Genomic DNA, 13761 nt, shown 5'->3' on the forward strand with positions numbered 1-13761 from the left:
CCATAACAACCTGATTTATAGGATACAAACCGCCAGACGGCGCTCTGTCAGTTTTGCCGGGGACCGGTGTTTTTCACCACGCTCATCGCCGAGGCGACCAGCGAGCCGATGTCGGAGACATTGGCCGGCAGAATCAGCGTGTTGTTCTCCTTGGCCAGTTGGCCGAAGGCGGTGACATACTGTTCGGCGACCTTCAGCCCGGCCGCTTCCATGCCGCCCTCGCGGCGCAGCGCCTCGGCGACCGTCGCGATGGCGCTGGATGTCGCGGCGGCCATCAGCTTCATCGCTTCGGCTTGCCCTTGGGCCCGGTTGACCGATGCCTGACGCTCGCCCTCGGACTGGTTGATCGTCGCTTGCATCTGGCCTTCGGACTCCTGAATGGCCGCTTCGCGGGCACCGCTGGCAAGGTTGATCTGCTCGGTCTTGCGGCCTTCCGACTCGGCGATGCGGGCGCGTTTTTCGCGTTCGGCGGTGATCTGGCGCTGCATCGAGTGCAGGATATCCTGCGGCGGCACGAGATCCTTGATCTCGTAGCGCAAAACCTTGACCCCCCAGCTGACGGCCGCCTCGTCGAGCGCGGCGACCACCGCGTGGTTGATCCCCTCGCGTTCCTCGAAGGTCTTGTCCAGCTCCATGCGGCCGATCACCGAACGAAGGGTGGTCTGAGCCAGTTGCGAGATGGCGACGATGTAGTTGCTCGTGCCGTAGGAGGCGAGCTTCGGATCGGTCACCAGGAAGTACAGGATGCCGTCGACGGTCAGCTGGGTATTGTCGCGCGTGATGCAGACCTGGCTTGGCACGTCCAGCGGCACTTCCTTGAGGGAGTGCCGGTAGGCGATGCGATCGACGAAGGGAATGATGAGGTTCAGGCCCGGCACCAGCGTGGCGTGGTAGCGGCCCAGCCGTTCGACGATCCAGGCATGCTGCTGGGGCACGACCTTGACGGACTTGATCACGAAAACAATAACGGCGACGAGCAGGATAATGGCGATTTCCATCAGTGTTGTCCTGTGGGATGAGTGGTCAGCAGTAGGCGGTTGCCCTCGCGGCCGGCGATCAGCGCCGTCTCGTCCGGGCCGGGAGGCTCCCCGGTGAAGCGCGCGTCCCATTGCGTGCCGCGGTAAGCGACGCGCCATAGTCCGTCGTGCTCCGAAATCAGTGTCACCGGCTGGCCGATGTCGGGATCGTCGGCCACCGGGTCCGACGGGCCAAGACGCCGTTTCAGGCGGCGCACGACAACGAGCGAGGCAAGTCCCGCCGCGCTCGCGCAAACGGCCTGCGCGATGCCTTCCATTCCGGCGAGGGCGGCAAGGCCGCCGGCCGCGAAGGCGGCCGCGAGCACCAGCAGATAGAAAGTGCCGGTCAGGAATTCGGCGATCAGGGCGACAAGGCCCAGAAGCCACCAGAAGGCTTGGGAAGTCATGGACTAATCCTTTTGACGGGAGTTCACGATAGCGCAATGAGTTTTGTTTGTCATTTCATGTCTGTTCCATTTATGATTTTTGGCCCGCTTCCGGTCAGTTCGAGCGGGGGGCCGTCAGTGGGCTTGTCAGGACACCCCGGCCTTGGATGAGAATTTTTTTCATTGGTTTCCTTTCCCGATGAAAATTTCCCTCCCGGATGGCGAATCGCCTGCTGAGTGTTGCGTAAATACCAATGCCAGCCGACGCCGCCGGGCGGGATGATTCCCATTCCCGCCCGGCGGGAAACCGCGCCGCCAGATGGTCGAGGAATCGCCGTTGTTGCCCGCGCGATGAGTTGTCCGTCCCGTGCCGGTTAGGGTTTTTCCGTATTTCTGCTCATGTGAGTGGTGGTCATCTGCGCTTCATCTTTAACCTGTTTGCCTATGGCACTATAAATAAGTTTGTTAATAATCGAGACATATACATACATGCTCGACTGTATGTATACTGCCTGCCTGATTTTCCCAGTTTCGTAACGTTTGTATCCTGCTATCGGGGAGTTTCATGCAAAACAAGCAACGCTTTTCCCCTCGGGTAACGGTCCTCGCTTTTGCAACGGCGCTTGCCTTGACCGGCTGCGGCAACAAGAACGGACAGCAAGGGCCGCAAACCGGCCCGCTCGAGGTCGGGGTTCTGACCCTGCAAACCGATTCCGTGCCCTTGATCCGGGAACTGCCGGCCCGTACCTCGGCCTTGCGGGTGGCGGATGTCCGTCCCCAGGTCGGCGGTGTCGTCGTCAAGCGGCTCTTCCAGGAGGGGGGAGTGGTGAAGGCCGGCCAGCCTCTTTATCAAATCGATCCGGAAACCTACCGGGCCGCCTACGAGCAGGCCCAGGCCAATCACGCCAAGGCCCAGGCCAATCTGACCACCGCGCGCCTGAAGGCCAAGCGCTATGCCGAGCTCGTCGAGATCAAGGCCGTGAGCAGCCAGGAGTTCGATGACGCCCGCGCCGCGCTGCAGCAGGCCGAAGCCGACGCCGCCGCCACCGCCGCCGCCGCCAAAACCGCGCGCATCAACCTGAACTATTCCACGGTGACCTCTCCGATCACCGGACGCATCGGCAAATCGTCGGTGACCGAAGGTGCGCTGGTGACCGCCAACCAGCCGACGGCGCTGGCGACCGTGCAGGAAATCGACCGGATGTATGTCGACCTGACCCAGTCGAGCAGCGAACTGCTCAAGCTGCGTCACGACTTCGAAGCCGGCCGCGTGAAGAACGGCGCTGGCCAGGCCAAGGTCAAGCTGATCCTGGAGGACGGCAGCGAATACCGCGAAATGGGCTCGCTGGCCTTCTCCGACATCACCGTTGACCCGACCACGGGCTCGGTGCTGCTGCGCGCGGTGTTCCCGAACCCCCGCCACGAGCTGTTGCCCGGGATGTTCGTCCGCGCCCGCCTCGAGCAGGGTATCGCCTCCAACGCCATCCAGGTGCCGCAGCAGGCCGTGACGCGCACGCCCAAGGGCGACGCGATGGTGCTGGTTCCCGACAGCCAGGGCAAGGTGACGCCGCGGATCATCAAGGTCGCCGGCACGGTGGGCCAGAACTGGCTCGTGACCGACGGCCTCAAGGCGGGCGACCAGGTAATCATGGACAACCTGATGAAGATCCGCCCGGGCATGCCGGTCAAGACCGTGCCGTACAAACCGGCCGCGCCGGCTGCGCAGAAATAACCAGGAGCAGGCTTCATGTCACGATTTTTTATTGATCGTCCGATTTTTGCGTGGGTGATCGCCATCGTCATCATGCTGGCCGGGGCGCTGTCCATCCTCGAGCTGCCGGTGGCCCAGTATCCGGCCATCGCCGCTCCGCAGGTCGCCATTTCGGCGAACTACCCTGGCGCATCGGCCAAGACAGTGGAAGACACCGTGACGCAGGTCGTCGAACAGAAAATGAACGGTATCGACCACCTGCGCTACATGTCCTCCACCAGCGATGACTCCGGCGGCGTGACCATCACGCTGACCTTCGATGCCAACACCAACCCGGATATCGCCCAGGTGCAGGTGCAGAACAAGCTGCAGCTGGCGATGCCGCTCTTGCCACAAGAGGTGCAGCAGCAGGGGATCCGCGTGGCCAAAGCCACGAAAAACTTCCTGATGGTGCTCGGCTTCGTCTCGGCCGACGGGAGCATGACCAAGAACGACATCTCCGACTATGTCGCCGCCAACCTGCAAGACCCCCTGAGCCGCGTCCCCGGCGTGGGCGACTTCCAGTTGTTCGGCGCGCAGTACGCGATGCGCATCTGGCTTGACCCGAACAAAATGACCAACTACAAGGTCACGGTCGCCGATATCGCCAACGCCATCAAGGCGCAGAATGCCCAGGTTTCGGCCGGGCAACTGGGCGGGCTGCCGGCGGCCAAGGGTGTCGCGCTGACAGCGACCATCGTGGCGCAGACGCGTCTGACCACCGCCGAGGAGTTCGGCCGTATCCTGCTGCGCGTCAACCAGGACGGCTCGCACGTGCTGTTGTCCGATGTGGCGCGCGTCGAGCTGGGCGGCGAGAACTACTCGATCGATACCTACTACAACGGCAAGCCGGCCGCCGGTATCGGCCTGAAGCTCGCCACCGGCGCGAACGCGCTGGACACCGCGGCGGCGATCCGCGCCAAGGTCGACGAACTCAAGCGCGATTTCCCGACCGGGCTGACGGTGGTGTATCCGTACGACACCACGCCGTTCGTGAAACTGTCGATCGAGGACGTCGTCAAGACCCTGGGCGAAGCCATCGTGCTGGTGTTCCTGGTGATGTACCTCTTCTTGCAGAACTTCCGCGCCACGCTGATTCCCACCATCGCGGTGCCGGTGGTGCTGCTCGGCACCTTCGGCGTGTTGGCGGCCTTCGGTTTCTCGATCAACACGCTGACCATGTTCGGCATGGTGTTGGCGATCGGTCTGCTGGTCGACGACGCGATCGTCGTGGTCGAGAACGTCGAGCGGGTGATGAGCGAGGAAGGGTTGCCGCCCAAAGAGGCGACGCGCAAATCGATGGACCAGATCACCGGCGCGCTGATCGGCATCGCGCTGGTGCTCGCGGCGGTGTTCGTGCCGATGGCGTTCTTCGGCGGCTCGACCGGCGTGATCTACCGGCAGTTCTCGATCACCGTGGTGTCGTCCATGGTGCTGTCGGTGATCGTCGCGCTGGTGCTGACGCCCGCCCTGTGCGCCACGATGCTCAAGCCGGTGGAGAAGGGGCATGCGATCGGTCACGATCACACCGGTTTCTTCGGCCGCTTCAACATCATGTTCGAGAACGCCACGGCGCGTTACGAGGCGGCGGTTGGCCGCATCCTGGGCAAAACCCTGCGCTACATGCTGATCTACGGCCTGATCGTCGGCCTCATGGCGTTCCTCTTCGTGCGCATGCCGACCTCCTTCCTGCCGGACGAGGACCAGGGGATCCTGTTCGGGCAGGTGCTGCTGCCGCCAGGCACACCGCAGGCGAAAACGCTCGAGGTGATCCGCAAGGCGGAGCACCATCTGATGACCAAGGAGAAGGATGCCGTCGACTCCGTGTTCGCGGTGGCGGGCTTCAGCTTCGCGGGTAATGGCCAGAACGCCGGTATTCTGTTCATTCGCATGAAGGACTGGAGCCAGCGGCGCGACAAATCGCTGAGCGTGCAGGCGGTGGCCGGCCGTTTCATGGGGGCGTTCTCCCAGGTGCGCGACGGGCTGGTGCTGGCGTTCGCTCCGCCCGCGGTGATGGAGCTGGGCAACGCGACCGGCTTCGACCTTGAACTGCAGGATGTCGGTGGCGTCGGGCATGAGCGCCTGATGGAAGCGCGCAACCAGTTCCTGATGCTCGCGGCCAAGGATCCGGTGCTCGCCGGGGTGCGTCCGAACGGCCTGAACGACACGCCGCAGTACCGCCTGGACATCGATCAGGAGAAGGCCAGCGCGATGGGTATCTCGTTGGCGGACATCAACCAGACGCTGGTGGCGGCCTGGGGGTCGAGCTATGTCAACGACTTCCTGGATCGGGGCCGTGTGAAGAAGGTCTACATGCAGGCCGACGCATCGCACCGCATGACGCCCGAAGACCTGAACAAGTGGCACGTGCGCAACGCCAGTGGTCAGATGGTGCCGTTCTCGGCCTTCGCCACGGCGCACTGGACCTATGGTTCGCCGCGTCTTGAACGGTACAACGGGGTTTCCTCGCTGGAAATTCTCGGCCAGCCGGCGCCGGGCAAGAGTACCGGCGAAGCGATGACCGCCGTGGAAAACATCATCAAGCAATTGCCGCCCGGTATCGGTTACCAGTGGACCGGTCTTTCCTATGAAGAACGCATGTCCGGCTCGCAGGCGCCGGCGTTGTTCGCGATCTCCATCCTGATCGTGTTCCTGTCGCTCGCAGCGCTGTACGAGAGCTGGTCGGTTCCGTTCTCGGTGATGCTGGTGGTGCCGCTCGGCGTGATCGGCGCGCTGGCGGCGGCCGGATTGCGCGGTCTGAACAACGACGTGTATTTCCAGGTCGGTCTGTTGACGACTATCGGCCTGTCGGCGAAAAATGCTATTTTGATTGTCGAGTTCGCCAAGGAACAACAAGCGCATGGGAAAGGCCTCATCGAGGCCACACTCGAAGCGGTCCGCATGCGTCTGCGTCCGATCCTGATGACCTCGCTGGCCTTCATCCTCGGGGTGTTGCCGCTGGCCATCAGCAACGGCGCGGGTTCTGGCAGCCAGAACGCCATCGGCACCGGCGTGATGGGCGGGATGATATCGGCGACCGTATTGGCGATTTTCTGGGTTCCTGTGTTCTTCGTTGTGGTGCGCAAGCGGTTCCCGCCCAAGCAGGCGCAAAGCCCGCAGGCGGCCGTCACCACCGAAGGGGAGCAATGATATGTTGAAACGACCTTCCCTCCTGGGCGCTTCCGTGGCCGCGGCGTTGCTCGCCGGCTGCACGATGGCGCCCGATTACCAACGCCCGGCGCTGCCGGTGGCGGGCGCCTTTCCGGCCGGCGACGCGTACGCGCCGGCGACGGACACGGGCGCGGCCGCCAGCGAGTTGCCGTGGCGCGATTTTTTCCGTGATCCGGCGCTGAAGACCCTGATCGGAATGGCGCTCGAGAACAACCGCGATCTGCGCGTCGCCGCCCTCAATATCGAGGCGGCCCGCGCGCAGTACCAGATCGCCGGCGCGCCGCTCTTTCCGGGCATCAACGCGAGCGGCGGCCAGTCCGCCCAGGGAACGGCCGATGCCTACCGCGCCGCCGGCCAGCCCCGGGTGTCCCGCAGCTACACCGGTGGCGTGGGGTTCAGCGCCTATGAGATCGATCTGTTCGGCCGTCTGCGCAGCCTGAAGGAATCCGCGCTCGAAAGCTATTTCGGCAAGGAAGAGACAAGAAAGAGCACGCAAATCAGTTTGGTGGCCGAAGTGGCCAATGCCTGGTACGCGCTCCTGGCAGACCGCGACCGGCTGGCCTTCGTCAGGGATACCCTGAAAACCCGTCTGGACTCCCAGGCCCTGATCCAGCGGCGCTTCGAACTGGGTTCCTCGTCCGCGCTGGATCTGGCCCAGGCCGACTCCCTGGTGCAATCGGCGCGTTCGGACATGGCGTCGCTGACCAGCCAGGTCGCGCGCGACGAAAACGCCCTGACGCTGCTGGTCGGCGCGGCCGTGCCGGCCGACCTCCTGGGCAAGGGCTCGCTCAAGGATCAGGCGGACTTGCCGGATCTGCCGGCCGGCCTGCCGTCCCAGGTGCTGCTGAACCGTCCGGACGTGTTGCTGGCCGAGCACCAGCTCAAGGCCGCCAACGCCAATATCGGCGCCGCGCGGGCCAACTTCTTTCCGAGAATCACCCTGACGGGCAGTGTCGGCAGCGCGAGTCCCACGCTGTCCGGATTGTTCGACAGTGGTTCGGGAACCTGGTCGTTCGGCCCGTCGATTTCGCTGCCGATCTTCGATGGCGGAGTGAACCTGGCCACGCTGCGCACCTCCAAGGTGCAGCGCGACATCGCGGTCGCCCAGTACGAAAAGACCGTGCAGACGGCGTTCCGCGAAGTCGCCGACGCCCTGGCTGTGCGCGGCACCATCGAGGAGCAATGGTCGGCCCAGCAAAAGCTCGCCGAAGCGGCGCGGCTGAGCTACGGCTTGTCGAACGCCCGTTACAAGGCCGGCGTCGACAGCTATCTGACCTTGCTGGATGCCCAGCGTTCGCTGTACAGTGCCGAGCAGTCGCTGATTGTGACGCGCCAGGCGCGTCTTGCCTCCCGCGTGACCCTGTACAAGGTCCTGGGCGGCGGTTGGCAGCCGGAGCCCGGCGCCGTGAAAGGTTCCTAAGGCTCGATCCCCCGGTTAAGACCGGGGGATTTTTTTAACGGGAGTGCGCACAAGACAGGGGAAGGCAAAGGCAGCACATGGCACGCAAGACCAAGGAAGAAGCCGAACTGACGCGGCAACGGCTGATCGATACGGCGCAACGCCTGTTCTGGGAAAAGGGCGTGAGCCGCACGTCGCTCGCCGATATCGCTCAGGCCGCGGGGGTGACGCGGGGCGCGATCTACTGGCATTTCACCGACAAGATCGCCCTGTTCAACGCCATGTGCGAACGCATCATCCCGCGTTTTGACGAGCTTGACGCCAAACTTTCCCGGGCCGGGTCGCCCGAGCGGGCGGTGCGCTGCCTGTGGCAGCACAGTCAGGACGTGCTGCGCTGTTTCGCCGAACATCCCGACATGCGCTGCGTGATCGGCATCCTCAACCTGCGCTGCGAGTTCGTCGGGGAAATGGCGAACGTGCTGATCATGGACCGTTCGTTCATGACCGAGAAATTCGACCGGCTGGAGAAGATTTTCGCGAGGGCCGACCAGGAGGGCGATCTGTTGCCGGGGCTGACCGCGCGCCAGGCCGCGCACATTTACCACTCCATGGCGCGCGGGCTGATCGACATCTGGCTTTTGCATCCCGAGCGCATCGATCTTTCGGCCGAAGCCGACACCTGGTTCCTGCCGTTTTTCCGGGGGACCTTCAGGCTGGACTCCTGGTTGCCCGACAGCTCCTGTCCCTGATTCCGGCGAGGCGCCACCGGGCCTCCTCGCCCCGATTCCGGGCTTGATCATCATCAACGTGCACCCGCACAGGCTCTTCCACAATGGTTACGAACCCGAAGAGGACGATGTTGTTATGACAAATCCACTAACATCCGCAGAACTCGACCTGATGCACGCCTGGTGGCGCGCCGCCAATTACCTGTCGGTCGGTCAAATCTACCTGAAAGACAACCCGCTCTTGCTCGAACCGCTCAAGCGCGAGCATGTCAAGCCGCGCCTGATGGGGCACTGGGGGACCACGCCCGGACTGAATTTCATTTATGTTCACCTGAATCGCCTGATCCGCCGCGAGCGCCAGCCGATGATCTACATCACCGGACCCGGGCATGGCGGACCGGGGTTGGTGGCCAACACCTGGCTGGAAGGCACGTACAGTGAAATCTATCCGGACGTCGATCACAGCCTCGAGGGCATGAAAAAGCTGTTCAAGCAGTTTTCCTTTCCGGGCGGCATTCCATCGCACGTCGCGCCGGAAACCCCGGGGTCGATGCACGAAGGCGGGGAGCTTGGCTATGCGCTGTCGCATGCCTTCGGCGCCGCCTTCGACAATCCCGGTCAGGTCGTGGTGGCGGTGGTGGGCGACGGGGAAGCGGAAACCGGCCCCCTGGCGACGAGCTGGCACTCCAACAAATTCCTCAACCCGATCGATGACGGAGCGGTGCTGCCGATCCTGCATCTGAACGGCTACAAGATCAACAACCCCACGGTGCTGGCCCGCCTGGACGATGCCGAACTGCTCGACCTGTTCCGCGGCTATGGCTATACCCCGCACGTGGTCGAAGTGGCCGATCCGGACGACACGGCGCCGACGCATCAGCGGATGGCCGAGGTGCTCGACACCTGCATGGCGAGTCTTGCCGCGATCCGCGAGCAAGCCGCCGCCGAGCGCGCGCGCGGCGAGGCGTTGTCGCGTCCGCGCTGGCCGATGATCATCCTGAAAAGCCCCAAGGGCTGGACCGGACCGAAGAATATTGACGGCAAAAAAGTCGAAGGCTATTGGCGCAGCCACCAGGTGCCGTTCTCCGATATGACGCCAGAGCATGTCGCCGCCCTGGAAAAATGGCTCAAGAGTTACCATCCGGAAGAACTGTTCACCCGCGACGGCGCCCTGATGCCGGCGCTCTCCGAACTGGCCCCCGAAGGCGCGCTGCGCATGGGCGCCAATCCCTGCGTGCATGGTCTGGTGTCCCGTGATCTGAAAATGCCGGACTTCCGCCAGTACGCGATCGATGTCGACGTTCCCGGCACCCGTGTCGCCGAGGCGACGCGGGTGATGGGCAAGCTGTTGCGCGATGTGATGCGCGACAATGCCGCCGCGCGCAACTTCCGCCTGTTCGGTCCGGACGAGACCGCCTCCAACCGTCTTAACGATGTGTACGACGTGTCGGGCAAGGCGTGGATGGCCGGTGTCCATGCCGAGGATGAGGACAACGACCTGCTGCAGCAGAACGGCCGCGTCATGGAGATCCTGTCGGAGCATACCTGCCAGGGCTGGCTCGAGGGTTATCTGTTGACCGGGCGGCACGGGCTGTTCAGCTGCTATGAGGCGTTCATTCATGTCATCGACTCGATGTTCAACCAGCACGCCAAATGGCTGAAGGTGACGCGCGACATGCACTGGCGAAAGCCGCTGCCGTCGCTCAACTACCTGCTGACCAGCCATGTCTGGCGCCAGGACCACAACGGTTTCAGTCACCAGGATCCGGGCTTCCTCGATCACGTGGTGAACAAGAAGTCCGAAGTCATTCGGGTTTACCTGCCGCCCGATGCCAATACCCTGCTGTGCGTGACCGACCACTGTCTGCGTTCGCGTCATTATGTGAACGTGATCGTGGCGGGCAAGCAGCCGGCGCTGCAATACCTGACCGTCGATCAGGCGATCCGGCATTGCACCAAGGGGCTGGGCATCTGGGAGTGGGCGAGCACGGACGCGGGTGTCGAGCCCGATGTGGTGATCGCGTCGGCCGGCGATGTGCCGACAATGGAAGCGCTGGCGGCGACCCGGTTGCTGAACGAGCATTTCCCGGACCTGAAGATCCGATTCGTCAACGTGGTGGACCTGATGACGCTGCAACCGTCCAGCGAACATCCGCACGGCCTGGACGATCACGAGTTCGATGCGTTGTTCACCACCGACAAGCCGATCATTTTCGCGTTCCATGGCTATCCGTGGCTGATCCATCGTCTGACCTACCGCCGTCGCGGCCATGACAATCTGCATGTCCGAGGCTATGTGGAGGAGGGCACCACGACCACGCCGTTCGACATGGTGGTGCTCAACCAGGTGGACCGCTTCAACCTGGCCATCGACGTGATCGACCGGGTACCGCGTCTTGCCAACCGCAGCGCGCACGTGCGCCAGCTCTTCCTCGACAAACTGATCGAGCACAAGAACTACATTCATGCGGCCGGCGATGACATGCCGGAAATCAAGAACTGGACCTGGAGCAAGCCGTAGGCGGGTTTGGGCCGGTTTGCCGTCGGGGCGTCTTCGGACGCCCTTTTTCTTTGTCGAAGAGCGTGGCTGAAAACTGCAAGTCATATCCGGCGTCCTGCGCGACACTGTGCCAAAAGGAGCCTATGACATGAACCACCATACCAAGCAAACCGCCCGGGATCTTTGTGACGCCCGGTTTTTCGGGGGCGAGGCCGACATCGACACGGCGTTCGCGGATCCCGTCCAACGCGAACGGGTCATCGAATCCTGCCGCCAGGCGATCGAAGGCGGCGAAGTGCTGGCCACGTTGCTCGGCATCGGACCCGCCGATCTCGAGGAGATTTACAGCCGGGGTTTTCAGGCCTACATGGTCTGCGATTTCGAGAAGGCCGCGCTGGATTTTGCCAGTGCCACGCTGCTGCAGCCCTACGACCGGCGTTTTCACATGGGGTTCGCCAGCAGTCTGCAGCAGCTGGGCCATCATCAGGACGCCCTGCAGTTCTTTTTGCATGCCACCCACCTGCAATCGGACGATCCGGGCGCGGTGTTCCGCATCGGCGAATGCCTGATCGCGCTGGAGAATCCGGAAGAGGCCATCGAAGCGTTCGAGGTGACGCTGGAATTGTGCGCGGCGGATGACCGGCACACCGCGCTGGCCGGCAAGACGGTGGAATACCTTGAGCAACTGCGCCGATAGGAAAAAATCATGAGTAAAGTGGATTCGGTGTGCTCATCAATTCAGTCGGGTGGTTCATTGCCAGCGGAAGACGTTTTGAAAGAGAAAACAAACGCTCTGCGAAACCCATCCCCCGACACGGTTTCACTGGATACGCCGGTAGAACAGCCTGCCGCTGTCCGTCCGGACGACGTCAGGAAGCGCGCTACCCGGGCCCAGAAAACCGCTGCGTGGTTGGGGCTGACCAAGCGTCTGGCGATGTTGGCGCTCGGCAGTCTGGCGCTGGTCGGCAGCGCGGTTTCCATCCCGTTCACCGGACCGATCGGCATCGCCGGAACGGCGCTCTCCGGAGTGGGCGTCGCGCTGGCTGTGGCGGATGTCGCCGTGGCGCTGAAAACCTTGGTGGGCGTGCATCGCGACGGCTCGTCCGGCGGCGGCAACGATGCTTTGGCATCGTTTCTGATGTGGGTGTCCGGCAAGCTTGGCAAGCCGCTCGATGCTCCCCGGGCGGAAATGATCTCGTTCATGGCCCGCCTGGCGCTCGGTACCGTGTCGACCGCGGTCGGCGCCCTCGGCACCCAGGGGCTGGTTCATGCCGGCGCGGCATTCGATAAACTGGAGCATTACGGGCCTATGGTGCTTAATGCCGTCTCGACCGTGCTGCTCGGGCTGGAGATCATGTTCAGCAGTGTCGCCGCGCGTGGAGCGTTCGCGGCGAAAGAACGCGCCACTAACGAACGGGAATACCGGCTTCGTGAGGAGCGCGATGCCTTGCGCGCTCGACTGGACGCCTTGGAGGACGGGCGGGCCTCCAAAGAAGGCTTGGTCGTTTCCCTGGCCGCGAATGTCGGCGAGCTGGAAAAACACTATGCGCTCTGGAGTCAGGGTAAAGGGGTGATCATGCCCTGCTAAGCGAGGTTATCGCGCTTGAACGGAGTCCGGGTAATTCCTAGAGTGAAATTCCAAGAGGTTACGCAAGGAGGTTCGCCATGAATGTGTCAAATGAGGCGCCCGCCCGGCCGGACGAGCGCGACCTGGTGGTCACACGGCTGATCCGGGCTCCACGCGACAAGGTGTTCCGTGCCTGGACCGACCCGGAGTGGCTGAAATTGTGGTTCGCGCCCAACCCCTGGACCGTGACGGTTGCCGAAGCGGATGTCCGTCCGGGTGGCGCGAGCCGGATCGTCATGCGCTCGCCCGAGGGCGAGGCGTTTCCGGCGCACGGCGTGTATCTGGAAGTGGTGCCCAACGAGCGGCTGGTGTTCACCGATGCCTATGTCCAGGCCTGGGAACCCTCCGCCAAACCCTTCATGACCGTGATCGTGACGCTGTCCGACGAGGAGGGGCAGACCCGCTACACCGCGCGGGTACGGCACTGGACCGTGGAGGACCGCGAAGCGCACGAAAAGATGGGATTTCACGAGGGCTGGTCGCAGTGCGCCGCGCAATTGGCGCAGTTGGTCGAAAACCATTGAAACGGGAACGAAAAGGGCCGGCGGACCGGCCCGGTTCTGTGGGGCGAGGCGGAGCTAGGCCGTGGCCGAGATGCGGTTGGCCGGAGTGGTCGTCGATTCGGGCAGTACCGAGGTCTGCGCGCTCTGGTATTGGGCAACGGCCTGCAGGCTCGCCTGGCTGGCAGGCGGGGTCCGGGCCGGGCGCTGCGCCTCTTCCGCTCTCCGGGAGGCGGTGTCCGCCTCGCGGGTCTGCCGGGCTTCGCGCTGCTGGCTGGCCTGGGTGTTCTGACGCGCGGCCTGGGCGCGATCGGTTTGCGCCTGATTATCGGTCCGGTTCTGGAGGTTTTCCGGGCTGCCGGGGGTGGCGACCGCCTGGCGGGTGTCGGTTTTCACCGCCGGAGAAGGCTGGGTCGGCGCCTGGGTGAGGCTTTGCGTCTTGCTGGCGGTCAACTGGCGGTTAAGCTCGTCGGCGACCCGGTTGGTGTCGGCGTTCTGCCTGGGCTGCGCGGACGAGGCGACCGCGGCTTCCGCCGCGCGTGTCTCGCCGGCGCGGGCGGCCGCGCCGCCTTGCTGGTCGGCGGCTTCGTTCCTGCGCACCGTGGTCGACGGGTACGCGCTTTGCAACTGGCTGGTGGCGGTAATGGGAGTCATGGCAATCCCCTTGCGGAGTTATCAGCTTGA

11 protein-coding genes are annotated in these 13761 nt (G+C 63.6%); 8 read left to right on the plus strand and 3 right to left on the minus strand.

The window, feature by feature from the left end; all coding sequences use genetic code 11:
• Nucleotides 1-47 precede the first annotated feature (47 nt).
• Both JNO50_RS07120 and JNO50_RS07125 read right to left on the minus strand, forming a co-directional pair.
• The gene (locus tag JNO50_RS07120) at nt 48-998 is read right to left on the minus strand and encodes an SPFH domain-containing protein (RefSeq protein WP_189535497.1); all 951 of its coding nucleotides are present in this window, start codon (nt 996-998) and stop codon (nt 48-50) included.
• Nucleotides 998-1423: an NfeD family protein gene (locus tag JNO50_RS07125; protein WP_189535499.1), complete on the minus strand. Its 426-nt coding sequence runs from the start codon at nt 1421-1423 to the stop codon at nt 998-1000. Before JNO50_RS07125 ends, JNO50_RS07120 begins: the two co-directional genes overlap by 1 nt.
• Before the next feature lie 544 nt (nt 1424-1967).
• Between JNO50_RS07125 and JNO50_RS07130 the strand changes: the two genes are divergently transcribed.
• The 8 genes from JNO50_RS07130 to JNO50_RS07165 all read left to right on the plus strand — a co-directional run bounded on the left by JNO50_RS07130 (nt 1968) and on the right by JNO50_RS07165 (nt 13101).
• Nucleotides 1968-3134 (plus strand): efflux RND transporter periplasmic adaptor subunit, encoded by a 1167-nt coding sequence (locus JNO50_RS07130; RefSeq protein WP_189535502.1) that lies wholly within the window; start codon nt 1968-1970, stop codon nt 3132-3134.
• Nucleotides 3135-3149: 15 nt separating this feature from the next.
• Entirely contained in the window at nt 3150-6302 is a 3153-nt protein-coding gene (locus tag JNO50_RS07135; RefSeq protein ID WP_189535504.1) for an efflux RND transporter permease subunit, read from the plus strand.
• Nucleotide 6303: 1 nt separating this feature from the next.
• Nucleotides 6304-7743 (plus strand): AdeC/AdeK/OprM family multidrug efflux complex outer membrane factor, encoded by a 1440-nt coding sequence (gene adeC, locus JNO50_RS07140; protein WP_229804809.1) that lies wholly within the window; start codon nt 6304-6306, stop codon nt 7741-7743.
• Between the two features lie 77 nt (nt 7744-7820).
• Nucleotides 7821-8471 (plus strand): TetR family transcriptional regulator, encoded by a 651-nt coding sequence (locus JNO50_RS07145; RefSeq protein WP_189535505.1) that lies wholly within the window; start codon nt 7821-7823, stop codon nt 8469-8471.
• A 115-nt stretch (nt 8472-8586) separates the two neighbouring features.
• A complete protein-coding gene (locus JNO50_RS07150; protein ID WP_189535507.1) occupies nt 8587-10971 on the plus strand; it encodes a phosphoketolase family protein in 2385 nt (794 codons plus the stop codon).
• Nucleotides 10972-11098: 127 nt separating this feature from the next.
• Nucleotides 11099-11647 carry a SycD/LcrH family type III secretion system chaperone gene (locus JNO50_RS07155; protein ID WP_189535509.1) on the plus strand — a complete coding sequence of 183 codons (549 nt, stop codon included), beginning with the start codon at nt 11099-11101 and terminating at the stop codon, nt 11645-11647.
• 75 nt (nt 11648-11722) lie between these two features.
• Entirely contained in the window at nt 11723-12538 is an 816-nt protein-coding gene (locus tag JNO50_RS07160) for a hypothetical protein (RefSeq protein WP_189535511.1), read from the plus strand.
• Nucleotides 12539-12615: 77 nt separating this feature from the next.
• Nucleotides 12616-13101: an SRPBCC family protein gene (locus JNO50_RS07165; protein WP_189535513.1), complete on the plus strand. Its 486-nt coding sequence runs from the start codon at nt 12616-12618 to the stop codon at nt 13099-13101.
• Nucleotides 13102-13155: 54 nt separating this feature from the next.
• Here the strand turns inward: JNO50_RS07165 and JNO50_RS07170 are convergent, their stop codons facing one another.
• Nucleotides 13156-13731, minus strand: a complete 576-nt coding sequence (locus JNO50_RS07170; protein WP_189535515.1) for a hypothetical protein — start codon at nt 13729-13731, stop codon at nt 13156-13158.
• Between the last annotated feature and the right edge of the window lie 30 nt (nt 13732-13761).

Origin of the sequence: Paludibacterium paludis (assembly GCF_018802605.1) — a bacterium.
Taxonomy (GTDB): Bacteria; Pseudomonadota; Gammaproteobacteria; order Burkholderiales; family Chromobacteriaceae; genus Paludibacterium; species Paludibacterium paludis.